The sequence below is a fragment of the Lishizhenia sp. genome (assembly GCF_033720595.1).
GTDB lineage: Bacteria > Bacteroidota > Bacteroidia > Flavobacteriales_D > Crocinitomicaceae > Lishizhenia.
In genome coordinates this window covers 1-20,870 of record NZ_JAWWCF010000028.1, presented here as the reverse complement: position 1 = coordinate 20,870, position 20,870 = coordinate 1, and the positions used below count along the sequence as shown (strand labels likewise).

The following is a 20,870-nucleotide window of genomic DNA, read 5'->3' as shown; positions in this document are numbered from 1 at the left end:
CGTAGTACCGTTTGGAAGCGCTAAAATTGAGTCTCCGGCTGGTAGGTTGGCAAACATTTCTTCAACTTGGGCTTTAGCTTCAGCCTCTGCGTCGTTTTCAACACCGTTCGAAACGAACGTAAACGTTAACTGGTATAAACACACAACTGCCAATACAATTGTGAAAAACCAAAAAAATCCTTTGTTACGCATATCGTAATCTTATAGTTTGAAAATTTAATAGCTCGCAAATATATCATTTCATATCATTAATATCAACTATATGACAAAGTGTTATTAACATTCCTAACTTTGCCGCTCGTACTATAGCTGATTATCAAATGAACACATTTAACAAACACTTTCAAAAAACAACAAAACAAGAGCTTTTGGTCCATTACATGATGCTAGAAGTGGTACCTGAAATCGAAGCTTCTAACCCTACTGATATTAAACTTAATAAGGTTCAAACACATGAGGCTGAAGCCTATTTTAACACGTGGTTAGCCGTAGGTCAAAAATGGAACTGGGTGGGTAGAATTATCGCTGGTGAAAAAGCGCTTCAAGAGGATCTAGAAAAAGGTATAAAACAAATATTTAATATACACTTAAAGGAGGAGGTCATCGGACTTTGTGAATTTCAAATCATAGAAGGCACTTGCCAGATTATCTATTTTGGTTTGAAGGAAGAGTATTTAGGAAAAGGATGGTCTGATTTAGCGTTTCAATCCCTACTCCATTTAATAGCGCAAGAAGAGCCCAAGAGAGTTTGGCTCCATACCTGTAATTTAGACGCACCACAAGCAAAGCCATTCTACAGAAAACACGGCTTTAGAACCTATAAAATTCAAAAAGAGGAAATCGAACTTTACAAGGAAGTTTAAGTATAAAGCAAAAAAAGTCCCGATGCTCATCGGGACTTTTTCATTTATAAATCGTTTGGCACTTCGGCCTCTTTGTATTTCTTTTTCTTTGGTTTCAATTGATCTATAAAGATGACCTTGAATTTCTCTCCGTCTTCTGTCGTAATCATTTCAGAAATTCCATTTGTAATTTTTGGTGGCTGTCTTTGATCATTGAAAAACTTACGATCTAACATTTCAGAAGTGTTATCATCGTAAAAGAAGAAAATACTTGTTATCACACCATTTTCAACTCTAGCTTTACCTTGAATACAGTATACTTCACCATTCTCGAAAAATGAAATAACTACATTTCTGTGCATATCATCAGAAACTGTATAAGACCCTCTTTCCTCAAACGCCTTCTCATAGCGCTCAAAACATGTAGGTTCTTGTGCTACAACAGTTAAGCTTAATAGGAGTGTCAAGGCCGCCAATAATGTTTTCTTCATATTTTATAGTATTAGTCCAAGATTTTTAAAACTAGGAGCATCAAATATAATAATCTTGTTACATTTTCAATAGGGTCTACTTCTAAATTTAATTATTTTTGGAATTCAATCGAGACATATGAATGAGATAAAAGCGCATTTCGAAGAAGCTGCACAGATACTATCTACTTTTTATACTAATCCAGAAAACATTGCTGCAATAGAGGCTGCAGGAGAACTGCTTGTAAATAGTTTTCAGCAGGATGGAAAGGTAATGTCGTGCGGTAACGGTGGTTCTATGTGTGATGCCATGCATTTTGCCGAAGAACTAACGGGAAGGTACAGAGACAACCGAAAAGCTGTGGGCGCCATCTCTATTTCCGACGCTTCACATATGTCTTGCGTTTCTAATGATTACGGTTATGATCATGTTTTCTCTCGTTATCTGGAAGGTGTAGGAAGAAAAGGTGATGTATTACTCGCTATTTCTACTAGTGGTAATTCTAATAATGTAATTAACGCTATTAAAGTCGCCAAAGAAAAAGGAATTCGCGTCATAGGCCTAACCGGAAAAGATGGTGGTAAAATGGCGGATCTATGCGATGTAGAAATCAGGGCTCCTCATTCTAAATATGCCGACAGAGCACAAGAAATCCACATCAAGGTGATACATAGTTTAATTGATTACGTAGAAAGAAAGTTTGATGGAATTCAATAAGCACCTTGATTTTTTCAAAAATCTGTTACACGATAGATGTTTTGTAGATCAAGAAAACCTATTCAAATACAGTAAGGATGAAACGGAGGATATATCTATTCTTCCGCTCGCCGTATTAAAACCAAAAACAACACAAGAAGTTGCAGCAATCATGCATTACTGCAACACCCATAAAATAGCTATCACTCCTCAAGGGGCCCGAACAGGTCTAAGTGGTGGGGCAATTCCCAAAGAAGGTTCTATTGCTTTAAGTATGGAATACTTTAATCGTATTCTTGAAATCGACGAAAAGAATCATCAAGTAACTACAGAACCTGGTGTAATTACCGAAGAACTTCAAAATGCTGTAAAAGAAAAAGGTCTTTTCTATCCACCAGACCCAGCCAGTAAAGGCTCTTGTTTTATTGGTGGAAATGTAGCAGAAAATAGTGGTGGACCAAAGGCAGTTAAATATGGTGTTACCAATGCTTACGTATTAAACTTAGAAGTAGTATTACCCAATGGTGAAATTATATGGACAGGTGCAAACACTTTGAAAAATTCCACTGGATACAACCTAACACAACTTATCGTAGGAAGTGAAGGGACATTGGCAGTAATTACTAAAATAGTTTTACGACTCATCCCCCATCCTACCGACAATTTGCTCATGCTCGTTCCCTTTTACAAAGCTACAGAAGCTTGTGAAGCTGTGGCTGCTATCTTTAGAAAAGGCATTACGCCCAGCGGTTTGGAATTCATGGAAAAGGATGCATTGAACTTAGCCAAAAAGTTCACCGGTGATCAAAAGGTGGAAGTGAAAGAAAATCACGAAGCTCATTTACTTATTGAAGTAGACGGATTTGATAAAGAAGTTCTCTTTAAAGAATGTGAACAGATCATGGAAGTATTGAGTCATTTCAATACAGATGAAATACTTTTTGCTGAAGACGAAGCGCAAAAAAACACACTTTGGAATTTAAGGAGAAAAGTAGGTGAAGCTGTAAAATCTCATTCTACCTATAAAGAAGAAGATACCGTAGTTCCACGCTATGAATTACCTCAATTATTAGCAGGTGTAAAAGAGGTTGGTCGTAAATATGGATTTGAATCGGTTTGTTACGGTCATGCCGGAGATGGAAATTTACATGTAAACATCTTAAAGGGTGACTTAACAGAAGACCAATGGACAAATGATTTACCCAAAGCCATTACCGAAATTTTTGAATTGACGAAGAACCTAGGAGGAACAATTTCTGGAGAACATGGTATTGGATTGGTTCAAAAACAATACATGCCCATTATGTTTAATGAAGTCCAATTAAATTTAATGCGAAATATTAAAAATCTCTTCGATCCCAACAATATCCTGAATCCCGGAAAGGTTGTCCCTTAATTGTCCGAACCATTTTTTAGCTTTTCTACACTATTATGGATATATTCGTTAGACACGAAATAAACCATAATCATGAAAAAAATTACGCTAACCCTAGCTTTGCTAGCAGGCTCTTTGTTGACCTACGCGCAATATCAGCCTATAGCCTCGACCGGTTATAACGAAGATATAGTAGCCGAAACCTCCCCAGCTCTTACCACAACAAGTTTAAGTATGGACGGTTCTAGCTTTGTGTTCTACTCGCAAGCGTACGGAACAGCAGCAGGTTCTACAAAAGGTTTACCGGATAACCTTTCAGTTGCAAACGGAGGATACAGTTACCAACTGCAAAGTTATACAGGAAATAATGCACTTTATTTAACGAACCCTTCTCAGACTTCTGGACAAACAGATACTTTAGAATTAACTACCCCATCTAACTACGCTAGTATTAGTGTGCTTTGCCTTTCTACAGAAGGAGCTGGGATAATGGATGCTCAAGTAATATTCTCTGATGGAACAACAGAATCTACAACGGGATATGCTGTTAATGACTGGTTCAACGGATCTAATTACATTATGACCAATATTGACAGGGTAAGTAGAACCTCTGATATTATTGGAAATGTATTTAACAACCCAAGAATTTACAATGTTGACATTCCTATTTCGTGTGTTAACGAAAGTAAAAATGTTTCTAAAATAGTGTTTACGAATCAAAGTACTACCAATGGAAGAATTTACATTTTAGCACTTGCCGGATCATCTTCTTTAGCGGTTTCTCTAGGAAACACCTTTGATTTAGTTTGTAATAATGGAAACGATGGATTTGGAGAAGCTATAGTAACAGGTGGACAAGCACCGTATAGCTACAATTGGACAAACGGACCAACTACTGCTATCAATACCGTAAGTACTTTATCTGCAGGATCACACAAATGTATTGTAACTGATGCTAGAGGATGTATGGATTCAACAGCTTCCTTCACTTTAACGGAGCCAGCGGCCATCACTTCTACTCAAAATGTAACAACATGCGAAGGATATCCTTACGTAATTGGTAACAACTACTATTATGACGCTGGTACTTATACTACATCATTAACCGCAGCAAATGGATGTGACAGTGTAGTTACCACCAACCTTACAGTAACCCCTGCCCCAGAATACACAGAATCAGTATCCATTTGTGCTGGAGGAAGTTATCAAATAGGGAATAATACATACACAGACGCCGGTACTTATACAACAACCCTTTATTCTACGAGTATGTGTGACAGTGTTGTTATCACCACTTTAACAGTAACACCAGCTCCTGAATACACACAAAACATCTCGATTTGTGCAGGTGATTCATACGACATTGGAACCAACAGCTATACAACAGCAGGTACATATAGAGACACATTATCAGGTGTTAATACTTGTGATAGTATTGTTGTAACAACACTTACTGTTGCTGATGTAATTGCAGAAATTGATGCATCAACATCTCCTTTCAGCTCTGTGAACCAAGCTGCAAACTTCACCTACCAGTGGTTAGATTGTAACAATGGTAACCAGGCCATTGCTGGAGAAACAAGCGCAACCTTTAACGTTACACAAAACGGAAGCTATGCACTTGTAGTGAGCAATGGAACTTGTACAGACACTTCAGAATGCTACATTTTAGACAATGTTGGAGTAAGTAACAACGAAACGAACTTCATCGCTATCTCGCCTAACCCTACAACAGGTATAGTTAAAATAACAAGTAATAAAATCATTAAAGAGGCTATAGTATTTACTACGCAAGGAAAAGAAGTAAATACAGTAAGAAGTAAGGATATCAATACAATTGACCTTACGGATTTACAAAGCGGAGTATACATTATTCAATTGACTTCAATTGACAACCAAACACACGTAATGAGATTGGTAAAACAATAATGTATAGAACTATTCTAAGAAAGGTCCCGGCAAATTTGTCGGGACTTTTTTATTTCTAAAGAAACAAAATCCTTGAACAAATCATCACCTCCCTCCTATTCGCTACTGAAAAGAATAAACACGGGATAACAGCGGAGTAAGCTCATACAACATTGCCACAACTTACTTATAAGATTGCAATACCGGCATTTTTTTCATTGAGACAACCTTAGGCATTAAGAAAAGCGCCGATTAATACAAAGGGCATACCAATACTTCTAAAACTTTCGCAGCACTCTATCATCAGGAAAAAGAAGTCCTCTATAAAGCTGCGTACTCGCGTAAAGATGAAGTTGGTACTCAAGCATTAACCTCCATCCTTAGATCCATTAAAAGGTGAAGCTCGTAGGGTTTGTACGTTAGAGTTAATTTCTCCAAACACAAAAAATCCCGATCAAAAATGACCGGGATTCAATACTTAATATATAGATGTCAATCTTATTTCTTGATGTGACGAGCGTATCTGTTTTTGAACTTATCGATACGTCCTGCAGTATCCACAAACTGAGCCTTACCTGTAAAGAAAGGGTGAGATTTGTGAGAGATATCCAATTTAACTAAAGGATAAGTGTTTCCATCTTCCCACTCAATATCTTCTGTAGAAGGTGCACATGAGTGACAAACGAATGAGTAATCATTAGTCATATCTTTGAATACAACTAATCTATAGTTTTCTGGATGTATATCTTTTTTCATCTTACTGTGTTTTCTAAATTCTTTTTCCCCTCAAATGGGAATGCAAAATTAATAATCTTTTTTCGGATTGCAAATATAGGGAGAATTATTTGATTAATTCTTTGGTTTTAAATGAAAATCGAAAGAAATCTTACTCACTTATAAACAATCAACTCTTAATTGTGCTAAGGTAGCACATTCAATTGAATTGCGTCCATAACTTCTTCTAAAACTCTTCTATCATTCATTAATCTCGGAACTTTGTGCTGTCCCCCTAATTTCCCCTTTTGTTTCAACCAAATATTGAAGCTTCCTTTTTTTAATTTATGCACCTTAGGAAAGGCCAAAGCCATATCCTTATAACGTTTGGCTTCGTAATCAGAATTCAAACTTTTCAGTGTATTATCCAATACCTCCACAAAATAATTAAAATCTTCAGGTTCTTCTGTAAACTCAATAAGCCACTCGTGCCCCCCACTCTTTTGATTCTCCATAAAAATAGGTCCCGCAGTATACTCGTGTACCTGAGCACCTGCTCTTTCACAGGCTACAGACATTGCTTGTTCAGCATTCTCAACAATCAATTCTTCTCCAAATACATTAATAAAACTCTTGGTTCTTCCCGTTACCTTAAAACGTTTTGGCTTTTGTTCTGTAAACATGATTGTATCACCGATGATGTACCTCCACAATCCTCCATTAGTGGTAATCACCATAGCATAGTTCACTCCCAACTCTACCTCGTCTAATGGAATCACCTCTTCAGAATTTACTCCTTTATATTTATTCATAGGAATAAACTCATAGAAAATTCCATAGTCCAACATCAGCAACAGGTCTCCATCTTTGGTATCTTGTATTCCAAAAAAACCTTCCGAGGCATTATAAGATTCTACGTAGTTCATATACGGATTGCCGATGACACGTTCAAATTCTTTACGGTAAGGCTCAAAACTAACCCCTCCATGCATAAAAAGCTCTATGTTCGGCCACACCTCTTGAATGGTCTTCTTTCCGGTAATCTCTAAAATTCTATTTAAAATAACCAATGTCCAGCTAGGAACTCCTGCTATAATGTGTATATCTTCTTTTAGGGTAGATTGAGCAATACACTCTATTTTCTCCTCCCATTCACTCATCAAAGCAATTTCCTTGGAAGGTCTTCTTTTCAGCTCCGCCCACCACGGCAAATTATTAACGATAATGGCCGATAAATCCCCAATATAGGATGAAGACGATAAATGCTGTTCATTACACTCTGATGATCCACTAATTATCAAATGTTTTCCATTCCATAATTTCGTTCCGGGATGCTGATCGTAATACAAGCCCAAAAGATCCTTTCCTCCTTTGTAATGACAAGCTTCTAAAGACTCTTTGGTTACGGGGATAAATTTACTCTTATCTGAAGTAGTACCCGATGATTTTGCAAACCACTTGGTTTCGCCTGGCCACAGAACATCTTCCTCCCCTTTCATCGCGAAATCTACCCAATGCTTCAGACTTTCGTAATCCATTAAAGGTACACGTGCATTGAATTCTTTGTAATTCTCTATCTGCTCAAAGCCCATTTCCTTTCCAAAACGCGTAGCACGTCCTGCTTCTATCATACGATGAAATAACTCTTCTTGTACTTCGCTTGGATACTTACGAAACAAATCTATCTGATGAATTCGTTTCTTCATCAACCAGCTAAAAATGGAATTGAAAGGCATAAACAGTGTATTTGAAAGAAATATACAATTTTCTACGTTAATGCTGATGGAGATTTAAAAATTTAAGTGCGAACTGGCGTTCGCTATTTAAAAATTCAAAGATTCAAGGATTCAACAATTTAAGGAATTGAGGAATTAAAACTTGAACACAAGGTTTACGCTCATCTCTACTACGCTCGATAAGCTCAGTTAATTTATACTTTTGCGTGTATAAACTAAGTTTCAGAGCGGAGTCGAGGAACCTGTAGTCCTTTGTTCCTTTTGATAATAGGGATTTGAAGAATTCGAAAAATTGATACACCTAATTGAACTTCTAGACCTCTATAAATCTAGCCCTCTAGCTTCTAGGTGATTTTGAAAAATCAAGCTCACTTTAGAATAGGATAACCTTTTTACACAACTCTCGTTTAAGTAAGTAGTTATAATTCAATAGTTTTGGTTTTTGTAATTATACTGATGAAGGTCTATGCAATCTGTGTAGACCTTTATTTGTTGATCCAAATGGCCAATGCATCAATAGCTCCTAGCACTGCAAATCCTACCAACCACATTTTAAGCGCATGAAACTTATCTGCGTCAACTTGGTCCTCATCTGCTTTATGATACTGTATATAAAATGCAATTGCTAAAGGTAAAACCGCAAGGGCTTCCCATGACTTTTCTCCAAAGAAATTGATAATGGTTACAACAACAAGGGTAAGAAAAGGAAAGAGGTTAAACCGTATTTTTTCTCCAACACGCTCTAAGGAAAGATAAATGAAAAGTATCCCCATAAATAAGAACTGCGCTAAACCAATGTAATCAGACACCTCATTATTGAACGCTACACGCTCTTCGGCACTCAGTAAAATCTCTAGGGTAAAATTAGAGAATAGCAGTCCGATAAGTCCATAAAAAAATAGATAAGAATAAGGCTTCTTATCGCGTTTCCAATACATCACACCTAAGGCTATAGCCATGATGGAAACTAACACCTCCTTCAGGGGAAGGATGGGTAAAAAAACACCAAGGCCCAACAAAGATTGCAGGGCCATGATTAAATATAAGATTGTGGTTAAACCAACGAGTTTGGCTGCCGACATTTATTTCTTTTTCGCTAATGCTTCTTCTACATATTTAAACGTAGAAAGCACATCTGGTTTTCCATCAACTACAGCCACGTCGTGCTCGAAGTGTGCGCTTGGTTTGTTATCAGCTGTAACGATAGTCCAGTTATCACTTAGGTATTTTACACGCTCTGTCCCCATGTTTAACATAGGCTCAATAGCAATCGTTAATCCTTCTTGAATTTTCTTACCTCTACCTCTTTTACCATAGTTAGGTACTTGAGGCTCTTCGTGCATAGTTGTTCCTAAACCGTGTCCAACCAATTCTCTTACTACTCCGTAACCGTGCTTTTCTGCATGTTGTTGGATGTGAAAACCGATATCACCAATTCTATTTCCTACTCTCGTTTGTTCAACACCTATGTTCAAACATTCTAAAGTAACATCTAATAATTTTTGAACCTCAGGATCTACATTACCAATACCAAAAGTGTAGGCATGATCTCCGTAGTACCCTTCGAAAATAGCACCACAGTCTACAGAAACGATGTCTCCATTCTGAAGTGGTCTATCTGTTGGGTAACCGTGAACAACAGCGTCATTCACAGAAATACACAAGGTGTTTGGGAAATCGTACAAACCTAAGAAACCTGGAATTGCATTTTGCGAGCGAATGTAGCTCTCTGCAATAGCATCTAACTCTAATGGAGTAATCCCCTCCTCTATGGCTTCTGCTACTTTCCCTAAGGTTCTACTTACAATTTGAGCTGCTTCACGCATAATCTCAATTTGTTCTCTAGTTTTATATACGATCATGTCCTTTTTTAAAAATGTACTCACTGGTTCTGAATTGGAAGCGCAAAGTTGAACAAACTCTGTATTTTTTACAAGTTTTTTCTTTTGTAATGTCGCCTAAAGCGACAGAGAGTTTTAGATTCTTAGACTTTTAGACGGTTAGAGAGGCAGTTTTGAGTGTGAGTATTGAGGAAGAGGATTAGTTTTGGTATTAATCGCAGAGGACGGAGAGCTTACATATAAATGAGTAATTCTACTTATCTACAAACATCAATAAAGTCCTCCTGTAAATAAGGATTCATAAGCTTTAGTAGCGTATAAATTTCGTCAGCACCACTCAGATTATATGCATCAAGACGTAGTTCATCGTTATACTTTAACAACATTCTTTTCTCATCGCTCATCTTTAAGTTATCTACAACATTAACATCTGCACTTAGATGCTTAATAACTGAGTGGATAGAATCCAGAACAATTGTATTTGTAACTTCAAAAGTATAGGTCTCATATACACGTGTAAATTCTTCTTTCCCCAAATCATCAGTTTCTGAATAACCTCGAACAAATTCACCCTTACCTTCTTCCGATAACTCAATTCGGTAAACACAACTCCAACCTTCTACATAAATAGTTAAGTTATTCTTCTTTCGATTATTCTTCTCTATTAAATCTTCTTCATTGATTTTATTTCCTATTGGTGCTTCTACAACTTCATGATTACAGGATAAAAACAATACAACAAACGCCAATGATGAAGTGATTATTAGAAAATGAATGTGTTTTAGCATGATGATGGTATAACACGCTTAAGGTAAGAAATTATTAATTATAACTAGACTTTTAGACGGTTAGAGGTACAGTTTTGAGTGCGAGTATTGAGCAAGATAATTATCGATGCTTCTAATTTCGGTATCTCGACTCCGCTCGATAACCTCCTTTTCATTAATCCTTTGAATCTATCAAATCAATCAAATAGCGAGCGCAGCGAGTGCTTAAATCTTTCAAATCCTTTAATATCGACCTTCAAGACGGCTCATTCTTCGCCCCTCAGGCCTCAAACCTATCAGATGGAATTGAGGCCTGAGGTTCGAGGTTCGAGAAGTCTCGAAGGCCGATAAAAAATATCTTAACTCTTCATTCATAATTCTTAACTAAAAAAAAAGGGATTCCAAAAATTTGGAATCCCTTTTTCTAAAAAATATATCTAATGGACTATGCCAAGATTTCTTTTACTAAGTCAGCAGCTTCTTGTAATTGAACTGCAGAGTGTACGTTTAATCCTGATTCGTCGATTAATTTCTTCGCTTCTTCAGCATTTGTTCCTTGTAAACGAACGATGATTGGAACTGGAATGTTACCCATGTTCTTGTATGCATCAACAACACCTTGAGCAACTCTATCACATCTTACGATACCACCGAAGATGTTGATTAAGATCGCCTTCACGTTCTCATCTTTCAAAATGATTTGGAATGCTTTCTCAACACGCTCAGCATCTGCAGTACCACCAACGTCTAAGAAGTTAGCTGGGTTACCACCAGACATCTTGATGATATCCATAGTAGCCATTGCTAATCCTGCTCCGTTTACCATACAACCAACGTTACCGTCTAATTTAACGAAGTTCAATCCAGCCTCATCAGCTTCAACCTCTGTTGGATCTTCTTCTGTTTTATCACGCATCTCAGCGTAGTCTTTGTGACGGAATAAAGCGTTGTCATCTAAAGTTACTTTAGAGTCAACCGCGATAATTTTATCATCAGATGTCTTCAATACTGGGTTAATCTCAAACATAGAAGCATCACATCCTTCGTAAGCAGCGTATAATGCAGCAACGAATTTTGTCATTTCTTTCATTGCTTTACCGCTCAATCCTAAGTTGAAAGCAATTTTTCTAGCTTGGAAACCTTGTAATCCAACACGTGGATCTATCTCTTCTTTAAAGATTAAGTGTGGAGTCTCTTCTGCAACAGTTTCGATATCCATACCACCTTCAGTAGAATACATAATGATGTTTCTACCTTTATCTCTGTCCATTAATACAGACATGTAGAACTCAGATGGCTCTGATTCACCTGGGTAGTATACATCCTCTGCAATCAATACTTTGTTTACACGCTTACCAACACCGTTAGTTTGTAATGTAGTTAAGTGTCCACCTAAAATTCCTTTTACAGTGTCTTCTACCTTGTCGATACCTTTCGCTAAAACAACTCCTCTAGAACCTGTTTCTTCTACAGTACCTTTACCTCTACCCCCTGCGTGGATTTGAGCTTTTACAACGTACCATTCAGTTCCAGTTGATGCTGACAATTCTTTTGCCTTTGCAACAGCGTCTTCTACTTTATCTACAACAACTCCTTCTTGTATTGCTACACCGAAGCTTTTTAAAATGGATTTTCCTTGATATTCGTGTAAATTCATGTCTTCTTTTAATTTGCGCGATAAAAGTAATCTTATTCTTTATTAAAGTCAAAATTTCAAGTTTAAATTTCTCAAAAGTCTTTCCACAGGGTGTGAATGGGTATGCGTTTTGGCTTTTCAGCTTGGCTGGACATTCACCGCTATCCACTATATGGCACTTGTCTTTTTTCTATTCTTCTCCCCCTTTTCCAGCTTCCGGTGGTCGCAGGGCAAAGCGCGCAAGAAATAAGTAAAAAGTCTGCCCCCCATGCCGCTGCTATCGGCGCCAGATTTTAATCTTTGTCACGTTCTCTAAAAGAAATGTATTTTAGCAAAAATTTAAAAATCAATGGTTATTAAGCACCTTATACTAGTATTCCTTCTACTTTCATCACCACTTTTAAGCGCTCAAACACTTACGGATTTCACCTTAAGTGAAAACACCAAAACGGTTACAAATAAATTCAAATCCAACCTAGTATATAAGAATACTAAATACTTCGTAAAAGAATGGAAATCTAAAATTATCATTAACGGAGAAGAAAGCGGAAAAATAAAGCTTAAGGCAATAAAAAAAACACCACTTAACCTTGAGAATAGTATAAAACATTACCACGAGATTTTTGAAAATGAACTCTATTCTATTTACATCGTTAGAAATTCTGATTATCTATATGTTTATACACATAAAACCAACCTAGATAACTATCAAACAACATACTCAAAAATTATTAAGAGAATTCCTCACAACCAAAATGAATTCAAAACAAATATTGAGAAAAAGACATCACCTATAACTGCAAAAGCAACCTATCACATCAGTCTTGTAAGTATGTATACCTTAGATAAACCAGTTTCAATATTTTGTGATGAAAAGCTCAAATTTCTTTTTAAAACAAAGTATAATCTACTCACTGAAATTAGGTACTTGATTAAAGAATTAAATCTTGATGAGTACGAAAACAATAATATCCAATTTAACAATCTTATTATTGATGCAAATTTAACACAAGACAATAAACACGTACTCTACCGTTTCTACCTAATTTCTTCAGACGGTTATATTACCAATAACAACATTTTTTATCTAAAGAATATTGAAACAGGAGAGCAAAAGGAATTCAAAGCCTTTCGAAGATTGTCTAGGAATAGTTATATCACCAACTCCATACTTATGGATACCAATTCTTTTGTCATCTTTTCCTTTTTAAAAGATGAAGAGAACAACATATTTAAACAAGAAGTTATCTTACACAATTTGGAATTTGATATCACGCTAAAAACACAATCGGATATTAAGGTTAATTTATCGCAGTTAGACGTTAAAAACGATAAGACAGTAGTAAGTAAACTTGACTTAAAAGGTTTCTATAAAAAAAGTGAATTTGAATACTTTGGCATATATAACATACTAGATATCAACTACATAATCACCGTGGGCGAAAAATTAAATGCGCATACAGACATTGAGGTCAAGTCCAACAAACTTTTACTTGTCACCAGTAATGTTAGCACAGATACCACTACATCAAACTTCTATGCGCTCAATTCAAACAAGGAGAAGGTGGATTATAATTACTTAGCACCACATTACGGATTCGTTCCGGACATTTCAATTTTCGATAATTTATCAGAATTTCTAATTATTATCACAAAAACCACATCACTAAACGAGACAGTCTTACCAAGGTTTGAAGCAATAGAGCTAGAATTTGCTCTTATAAATACTAAGTCATTTGAAATTACTAAAAAAAGAATTCTTCTTAAACAACCGATTCAAATCGATCCTTACGACCCCTTCGAGTTAGAATGTAATAATATTGATTCCAAGTCACTTGAATTTTGCTTCAATTACAATAATGAATCTTTCCATGGTTTTGAGAGAGAAACTACATCGATAGAAAAGACGATAACTTTAGAATTAAAGTAAAATTATTTTCTTAAAATCTGACTCTTGGCAAATTCTACATTTAAGTAAAAAAGCAGCAATTACAAAAAGTATATTGCTGCTCTATATCTTGAATAGGTAAGAATTAGAGATTTACCCCTAAAAAACTAACTCTTTTACTTTTTGTTTGATTGCTTTTTTAATGTCTCTCGGATAACTTCTTTCGCCATGAAATACATCAGCTATGGCTTCACTAAAACGTTGACCATATTTTTTCAACATTAAATTACGAACTGTTTTTTGCTCATAAAACCACTTCGACAACCACAATCCTGTACGTAATTCAGGTAGTAAATTATCTTCTAATTTTGCATGGTACAGTTCTTCAGCCAAGCTTCTATCTTGATTACTTTCTATTATTGCTTGAGCGGCAAGTTTCCCACTTAAAATGGCATTAGAAATTCCTTCTGCGGTAATTGGATCTGCAAAACCAGCAGCATCTCCAATCAAAAAGACGTTATTCTTCACAAAACCATCCGTTCTTGGAGAAACTGGTATTTGAAAACCGTGTTGCTGCTCACTTACCACCTTTTCAATCCCCAGTGTCTCGAGGTATTCTTGATAAAATTTCTTCAAATTAATTTTCCCTCTACGACCAGATGCTACACCAATAGATAAGTGTTTTTTCTTTGGAAAACTCCATGCGTATCCATAAGGTATGGCATCTATATCAAAACGTACTTCTTTTGATAATCGCTCAAAATCTTCATCAGAAACTTCTATTTCATATTCCAAAGCGGGCACCAATTTACGGGTATCTTCCTTCCACCCTGCTAATTTAGCGGTTGGACTCAAGGCGCCATCTGCTGCAATTACAAAATTAGCGGTGTATTCCCCTTGCGCAGTTTCTAAACAAATCTTATCGTTCTCAAACCTTAGACCTAATAGTTTATGGTTTTCTAACAATTGTGCACCAAACTCCTTCGCTTTTTCAGTTATTAACTGGTCAAAAGAATCACGCATTATCATGGAGATCGTTGGGTCTTCTCTTTCAGTTTTAAAGTGAAGTTTATCCCCCAGATAAATATCAACGGTTCTAAATTCACTCTCTACTACCTCACTAATATCAAAGGAGAGATTTTTACGGCCTCTAAACACAAAGCCTCCACCGCAAGTTTTGTAACGCGGTAAGGTTTCTTTTTCAATGATTACGGTAGAAATACCTTTTTGGGCTAAATGGAAAGCTGTAGAAGCTCCTGACGGTCCGCTCCCAATAATTGCAACATCAAAATGATTCATACTTACTAAATTGATCGTCCCAAAAGTAGAGTTTTATTTAACTTTGATACTTTGCCTTTTCAAAAAAATCAAAGGAACTAGTATACGCTTATCATCAAAAAGCTTTTCCACTTCTTCCGCTTATTTCACTAAAATGATTATTTTGAGCAAAAATTTAAAAAATATGAAAAACTTCCTACTCCTAGGTCTTGCGTCTGCATTCGCATTTAGTACAGTTTGGTCGCAAGAAACACCTCCACCACCACCTGAACAAGCCCCTGCTGCTCCCACCTTTAAATTGAGGGTTAAAAATGAAGATGTAAGAACTTCATCCTTATACTATGAAAACTTTGAAAACTACTATGTTGACATCGACTTAGTGAAGAACAAAGTACTCATTGAATACAACGATAAAGGAATAGAGGTAGACAAGAAAAAGCTCAAGCCTGTAGAAAAGATTAAAAAGAGAGCGGATTACAAATACAACATTGAAGATGGTGAAGCAAAAATACTTGTTGCCATCACAGAGAAAGAAGCTTTCAATTTATATTACATGAAGGTTGATTTAGAATCTCAAGTAATTACGTCACAAAAATCTGTTAAAAGAATTAAAGTAGATCCTGAAAAATGGAAGCTTGATTTGAGAACAGAATCTGGTCGTACGCAAAACTATATTGCTCGTTGTTACACGAGAAGTTTTGATGAGAAAGATCTTGTTATTGTGTTCAATAAAGACTTCGACATTCTTTATGAATCTGAGATCGATTTATCTGATAAGGTAGATTACCTAGAAAGAATGTTAGATGAGGCCGAAGATGAAAGTACTATTGACGAAAACAGAAGTATTTACAAAGACATCTTAAAAGCGCACAAAAATGGAGATGAGTTTCCCTACAATTTAAGATCTGTGTACATGAATACACAGTTGAGTGAAAGTGGACGTTACCTTACTTATGGTGTAAGAACTTATACGTATTTACCAGATTATTCTTCAACAAACTCTTACAGTTTAAATGACATGAATACGCTTTATGTGTATGACATGAAAAAGGAGAAAGAGTTTAAGATTAATCTTTTTGAACATGAATCTTCTAAAGATATCTTGAAGCGTTTCTACAAAATTGAAGATGATGCCTTTATCATTGGTGCAATAAATGAAAACCCAACTACGAAAGAAATTTCTCAGGAAATTACAGTGTACAACTTTAAAATGGAGGTTTCTATAGCTTCGCACAAAAACCTTGATTTTAAGCGCTTACAAGCAGATGATGATGAAGACAATCATTTTTACACAGATATAGACATCATCGATGTTGTAAAAACGGGAGAGTTTAACTTCAACACCGTATTATCTATTACGGAGGGAGAATATCTAGAAGATGATGATGACGAGGACAGATTGGTAGGTGTACAAACCAATAGCAAAAAGATCTTACAGATTCACAGTAACGTAGAAAACGATGATATCAAGACGATTTCTACTACTATTCACCACCACAAAGACGAGTTAAGTTTTAACCTTTATGTTTTGCACGTTTTAGCTAACAAGGTATTGGATGAAACTACAGAAAACTACATGGTTTTGGCCATTCCAAAATTAGACATTAAAGAAATTCAAACAGGAAGCTCTTTGGTTTTCGAATCTGAATTGGAAGGTTATGAATTTACTTGTATCAATACGGTTACCGGAGAAGTAGTTCAAAAGTCATTAAAAGTAGATGATGACGATTACTTTAGCTTTGATGAAGAACTTATGGAGGTTGAGGATGAAAAGAACATGATTGAATTGATTCGTTTCCACAGTGGAGAAGAAGAATCAGAAAGAATTACCGTTCAAGTTAAACCTATTTAAAGGATATAATTAACTGAATTAAAAAGCCCACACTTCAAAAAGCGTGGGCTTTTTTTATGTTTAATTTAAATTACTGTTTCACAACCTTATAAACACCTTTACCTTCACCCATCATGGTTAAATAGTAAACTCCTGGCATGAGTTGACTCATATCCAATTGCGCTTGTTGCTTCCCTTGTCCTGAAATCACAACTCTTCCACTCGCATCGCAAAGCTTATAATCAAACACCTTTTTATCAGATGTTTCTATGAATAAAAGCTCTGTTGTTGGATTTGGATAAATATTCACTGCAACTTCATCCATCACCTCTACCGTCAAGAAACCTCCAGAACAATCTGTCATTTGATTATCGTAATAATCCTGTACCGTGTTAATATCTGTAATCAATTTACTTATACTCGCTTCATTTCCTAATCCAGCTACTTCTTCTTTTGCATATACAAAAGCAAAATCATAGGAAATACTTTCTCCCACATCCAAGAATAAAGGACCAACAGCACCTTGCATTCTTCTATCTCCAGGTGTATTTACCATTCCATTTCCATCACTATTTGCTTCTGTCCATTGGTAAGGCGTATTTGTAGAATAAGGAAAAGTAAAGGCCGTAGCAATTTGCGTACCTGGAAAATACTTCACACTTCCATCTGTATGGTAGCCGCGCATGATATTATAATACTCTACAGGAGTATAAACATCTACGTCTGCATAACCCGCTGCACTTAAGTCATGATTTAAACTCACAACTCCTTGTACAGGTAAATGATCTAAAAAACCTTGTCCAAAGGAACTTGTTTCGTCATAATCATCTCCATTATAAATAAAATAAGCATTGATATCCGGCAAGGTCCCCATGTAATCATCAAGTGGGTAACCTAAATCGAAATCTGTATAATTAGACAAATAAAAATCCGACAAGGGTGTTGTACCTCTGTTAATTACATCATAACCTACAAAAACGGTGTTCGATAAAGCATCTCCTCCAGTTTGACCTTCAAATTGATATACTTCAACATGAATTTCTAACCCTTTTGTAGTAGTCGTTACACTAGGATCTGTCAAATAATTGTTCATTACAAACCAAGCATATATATCTCCTTTAATACAAGGATAATCTCCTGCTTCAGGGTTATAGTTTCCGTCCCAGTCTGCATCATAAAATGGAGCTAAGAAAAAAGATTGGTCTATTGTGATATCTCCGTGCGCAGGCCAGTTACTTATAGAGGATGGTATTTGATAATTCGGAAAATTTATGGTTGCATCACAATTAGGGTCTGCCATGCAAGCATGATAATTCTTAAACTCATCTATTTCGTCTTGTGTAACGACAAAGATTTGACTCCATGCATTACTTTCCGCTGGGGTAATAGTTGCAGGACCGAATTCATAACCCGGTGCAACAGTTAAAGGACCATTGGCCAAATTATTGCTTCCATGTGGTTTCGTCATTGCCAAATCTCCATTTGGTCCTAAGCCAGCCAAGACAATTCTATTGGAAAAAATAGTATATAAACTCTGGGAAAATTCTACGCTGAATCCTGGTCCTGAATTGGCTAAATTGCTAAACAATTCGCCATTGCTGTTTACAGTGCATTGTAATGAATTTTCATTCAATTCAACAAAACTGTTCATTTGAGCGGAAATGTTACTTGTCAAAAACAAGCCCGCTAAGAGTAATAGTTTATTCATGATACTGTGTTTTTTGTTCCTTATTGAATTTATAAGTAAAGTCCAGTCGTTCCTTCGAGATATGTTAAAAGGTAGACTTAATTGAGTAAGCTGTAGAAAATACTCTTTGTAAAACTCAAGGTCTTTCATTCACTAAAAAACCACAAAATGAACACTTTATACATATCTAAGGATAAAACAGCTATACAAAACATCACAAAAAAAGCCCTCCTCAAAAATGAGAAGGGCTTTTTACTTTAATATTATTTCAGCTTAGTGACCTTTCGCCGCTAAGTAACGTTCTGCATCTAATGCTGCCATACAACCTGTACCTGCCGCAGTAATTGCTTGTCTGTAGTTTTTATCTGCTGCATCTCCCGCAACAAAAACTCCAGGTACATTTGTTTTAGATGTTCCAGGCTGCTCGTATTTGATGTAACCTGTTTCATCCAAGTTGATATAATCTTTAAAGATATCTGTGTTTGGTTTGTGTCCAATAGCTACGAAGAACCCAGTTGCAGGAATCTCTTTCTTCTCACCAGTTTTGTTATTGAAAACACGCACACCAGTAACCACTTGTCCGTCACCCAAAACTTCGTCTGTTTCTGTGTTGTACAAAATCTCAATGTTTTCTGTATTCTGAACACGCTCAGCCATGATTTTAGAAGCTCTAAACTCATCACGTCTTACCAACATAGTTACTTTCGTACAAATCTTAGATAAGTAGTGTGCTTCCTCACAAGCACTATCTCCAGCACCAACGATAACTGTTTCTTGTCCTTTGTAGAAGAAACCGTCACAAACTGCACATGCAGAAACTCCACCACCTAATTTCAAGTATTTCTGTTCAGACTCTAAACCTAAGTAGCGTGCAGATGCACCTGTAGAAATGATAATAGTATCTGCGTGGATTTCTGTTCCATCATCAGCCCAAGCTTTGTGAATTTCTCCTGAAAAATCAACTCTTTCAATGAATCCCCATCTTACATCTGTTTCAAAACGCTCTGCTTGTGCTTTTAACTCTTCCATCATTTGTGGACCTGTAATACCTTGAGGGTATCCTGGGAAGTTTTCTACTTCATTTGTTGTAGTCAACTGTCCACCCGGTTGCATACCTTGGTACATTACTGGTTTCATATTAGCACGTGCTGCGTAAATCGCTGCTGTATATCCTGCAGGACCAGAACCTATGATCAAACAAGAAACTCTTTGAACTTCGCTCATTTTATATGTCTTTTTTATATTCTAAATTTTCGCTGCGCTAAAATAACACTTTTAGCTTTCGATGTACAAAGATAAAAGGAGGCATCATTGGATTGCTTAGAAAAAACAAATATGCACATAGAAGTTATTTATACTACAAATGGGCTAAAAATCAGTCACTTTAACAATCCTTTAAGATAAAAGCGGCCGATAACTTTTTTCTTCAGGAAAAAGGCTGTAGTTTTGTAGCCCAATTTTTGAAGCGTGGAGATGATAGAAGAAGAAGTAAAAGTAAAGGCAAAAACATTATATCCGTTCCAGGAAAACACTGTTAACCAAATCGTTAACGAACTAGAAGCGAATGGAAATAATTTCAATTTGCTATATCAGCTTCCAACTGGAGGAGGAAAAACAGTTATTTTCTCAGAAATTGCGAGACGCTACATAGAGCTATTCAACAAAAAGGTACTGATTTTAACGCACCGTATTGAGCTTTCTGTACAAACCTCTCGTCAACTTAACGCCATTGCAGTAGACAATAAAATCATTAACAGTGATGTTAAAACCTTGGAAGACCAAGGTGAATACCAATGTTTTATTGCCATGGTTGAGACCCTAAACAACCGTTTACAAGATGATGCCAACTTCATTAAAGATGTAGGTTTGGTAATCGTCGATGAGGCGCACTACAACAGTTTTAGAAAAATTTTCGCTTACTACCAGGAGGCAAACATATTAGGAGTAACCGCTACCCCACTTTCATCGAACAAGGCTTTGCCTTTGAACGATAATTACGATAAGTTATTGGTGGGAGAAAGCATTGCTTCTTTGATAGAAAATGGATACCTAGCCAATGCTGAAACATATACCTACGACGTGAATTTGCACGGATTAAAGATAGGTACGAATGGTGATTTCACTGTTTCGAGTTCTGAATTGGTGTACGGTAACTACTTTATGCAGGAGAAACTTTTGTTTGCCTACGAAGAAGTTGCCT

18 protein-coding genes are annotated in these 20,870 nt (G+C 36.3%); 7 read left to right on the top strand and 11 right to left on the bottom strand.

Going from position 1 to position 20,870, the window contains the following annotated elements:
- Nucleotides 1-192: hypothetical protein (locus R3333_RS03550; protein WP_318957255.1), on the bottom strand; the 192-nt coding region annotated here is incomplete at its 3' end.
- A gap of 128 nt (nucleotides 193-320) precedes the next feature.
- On the opposite strand from R3333_RS03550, the gene R3333_RS03545 reads away from it, so the two are divergent.
- Nucleotides 321-863 carry a GNAT family N-acetyltransferase gene (locus tag R3333_RS03545; RefSeq protein WP_318957253.1) on the top strand — a complete coding sequence of 181 codons (543 nt, stop codon included), beginning with the start codon at nucleotides 321-323 and terminating at the stop codon, nucleotides 861-863.
- A 44-nt stretch (nucleotides 864-907) separates the two neighbouring features.
- Here the strand turns inward: R3333_RS03545 and R3333_RS03540 are convergent, their stop codons facing one another.
- Nucleotides 908-1,333 carry a hypothetical protein gene (locus R3333_RS03540; protein ID WP_318957251.1) on the bottom strand — a complete coding sequence of 142 codons (426 nt, stop codon included), beginning with the start codon at nucleotides 1,331-1,333 and terminating at the stop codon, nucleotides 908-910.
- Nucleotides 1,334-1,451: 118 nt separating this feature from the next.
- On the opposite strand from R3333_RS03540, the gene lpcA reads away from it, so the two are divergent.
- The 3 genes from lpcA to R3333_RS03525 all read left to right on the top strand — a co-directional run bounded on the left by lpcA (nucleotide 1,452) and on the right by R3333_RS03525 (nucleotide 5,313).
- A complete protein-coding gene (gene lpcA, locus R3333_RS03535) occupies nucleotides 1,452-2,030 on the top strand; it encodes a D-sedoheptulose 7-phosphate isomerase (protein ID WP_318957250.1) in 579 nt (192 codons plus the stop codon).
- Nucleotides 2,017-3,405: an FAD-binding oxidoreductase gene (locus R3333_RS03530; RefSeq protein WP_318957249.1), complete on the top strand. Its 1,389-nt coding sequence runs from the start codon at nucleotides 2,017-2,019 to the stop codon at nucleotides 3,403-3,405. The genes lpcA and R3333_RS03530 overlap by 14 nt, the downstream gene beginning before the upstream one ends.
- A 72-nt stretch (nucleotides 3,406-3,477) precedes the next feature.
- Nucleotides 3,478-5,313, top strand: a complete 1,836-nt coding sequence (locus tag R3333_RS03525) for a T9SS type A sorting domain-containing protein (RefSeq protein ID WP_318957247.1) — start codon at nucleotides 3,478-3,480, stop codon at nucleotides 5,311-5,313.
- A gap of 477 nt (nucleotides 5,314-5,790) precedes the next feature.
- Here R3333_RS03525 and R3333_RS03520 read toward each other — a convergent pair whose 3' ends face one another.
- From R3333_RS03520 to sucC, 6 genes are all read right to left on the bottom strand, one after another.
- Nucleotides 5,791-6,048, bottom strand: a complete 258-nt coding sequence (locus tag R3333_RS03520) for a type B 50S ribosomal protein L31 (protein WP_318957246.1) — start codon at nucleotides 6,046-6,048, stop codon at nucleotides 5,791-5,793.
- A 164-nt stretch (nucleotides 6,049-6,212) separates the two neighbouring features.
- Nucleotides 6,213-7,712: a GH3 auxin-responsive promoter family protein gene (locus tag R3333_RS03515; protein WP_318957245.1), complete on the bottom strand. Its 1,500-nt coding sequence runs from the start codon at nucleotides 7,710-7,712 to the stop codon at nucleotides 6,213-6,215.
- Nucleotides 7,713-8,227: 515 nt separating this feature from the next.
- Nucleotides 8,228-8,824 carry a hypothetical protein gene (locus tag R3333_RS03510; RefSeq protein ID WP_318957243.1) on the bottom strand — a complete coding sequence of 199 codons (597 nt, stop codon included), beginning with the start codon at nucleotides 8,822-8,824 and terminating at the stop codon, nucleotides 8,228-8,230.
- A complete protein-coding gene (gene map, locus R3333_RS03505; RefSeq protein WP_318957256.1) occupies nucleotides 8,825-9,604 on the bottom strand; it encodes a type I methionyl aminopeptidase in 780 nt (259 codons plus the stop codon).
- Between the two features lie 236 nt (nucleotides 9,605-9,840).
- Nucleotides 9,841-10,371 carry a hypothetical protein gene (locus tag R3333_RS03500; protein ID WP_318957242.1) on the bottom strand — a complete coding sequence of 177 codons (531 nt, stop codon included), beginning with the start codon at nucleotides 10,369-10,371 and terminating at the stop codon, nucleotides 9,841-9,843.
- Between the two features lie 424 nt (nucleotides 10,372-10,795).
- Nucleotides 10,796-12,007, bottom strand: coding sequence for an ADP-forming succinate--CoA ligase subunit beta (gene sucC, locus R3333_RS03495; RefSeq protein WP_318957241.1), 1,212 nt, complete (start codon nucleotides 12,005-12,007; stop codon nucleotides 10,796-10,798).
- A 328-nt stretch (nucleotides 12,008-12,335) separates the two neighbouring features.
- Here sucC and R3333_RS03490 point away from each other — a divergent pair, with 328 nt between their 5' ends.
- Nucleotides 12,336-13,916 (top strand): hypothetical protein, encoded by a 1,581-nt coding sequence (locus R3333_RS03490; RefSeq protein ID WP_318957239.1) that lies wholly within the window; start codon nucleotides 12,336-12,338, stop codon nucleotides 13,914-13,916.
- Between the two features lie 117 nt (nucleotides 13,917-14,033).
- Here the strand turns inward: R3333_RS03490 and R3333_RS03485 are convergent, their stop codons facing one another.
- Nucleotides 14,034-15,173, bottom strand: coding sequence for a geranylgeranyl reductase family protein (locus tag R3333_RS03485; RefSeq protein ID WP_318957237.1), 1,140 nt, complete (start codon nucleotides 15,171-15,173; stop codon nucleotides 14,034-14,036).
- A 163-nt stretch (nucleotides 15,174-15,336) separates the two neighbouring features.
- Between R3333_RS03485 and R3333_RS03480 the strand changes: the two genes are divergently transcribed.
- Nucleotides 15,337-17,004 (top strand): hypothetical protein, encoded by a 1,668-nt coding sequence (locus R3333_RS03480; protein WP_318957236.1) that lies wholly within the window; start codon nucleotides 15,337-15,339, stop codon nucleotides 17,002-17,004.
- Between the two features lie 70 nt (nucleotides 17,005-17,074).
- Here the strand turns inward: R3333_RS03480 and R3333_RS03475 are convergent, their stop codons facing one another.
- On the bottom strand, nucleotides 17,075-18,691 hold the full coding sequence (locus R3333_RS03475) for a T9SS type A sorting domain-containing protein (RefSeq protein ID WP_318957235.1): 1,617 nt from the start codon (nucleotides 18,689-18,691) through the stop codon (nucleotides 17,075-17,077).
- Between the two features lie 252 nt (nucleotides 18,692-18,943).
- Nucleotides 18,944-19,894, bottom strand: a complete 951-nt coding sequence (gene trxB / locus R3333_RS03470; protein WP_318957234.1) for a thioredoxin-disulfide reductase — start codon at nucleotides 19,892-19,894, stop codon at nucleotides 18,944-18,946.
- A gap of 249 nt (nucleotides 19,895-20,143) precedes the next feature.
- Here trxB and R3333_RS03465 point away from each other — a divergent pair.
- Nucleotides 20,144-20,870, top strand: a 727-nt coding sequence (locus tag R3333_RS03465; RefSeq protein ID WP_318957232.1) for a DEAD/DEAH box helicase, incomplete at its 3' end; no start/stop codon positions are given.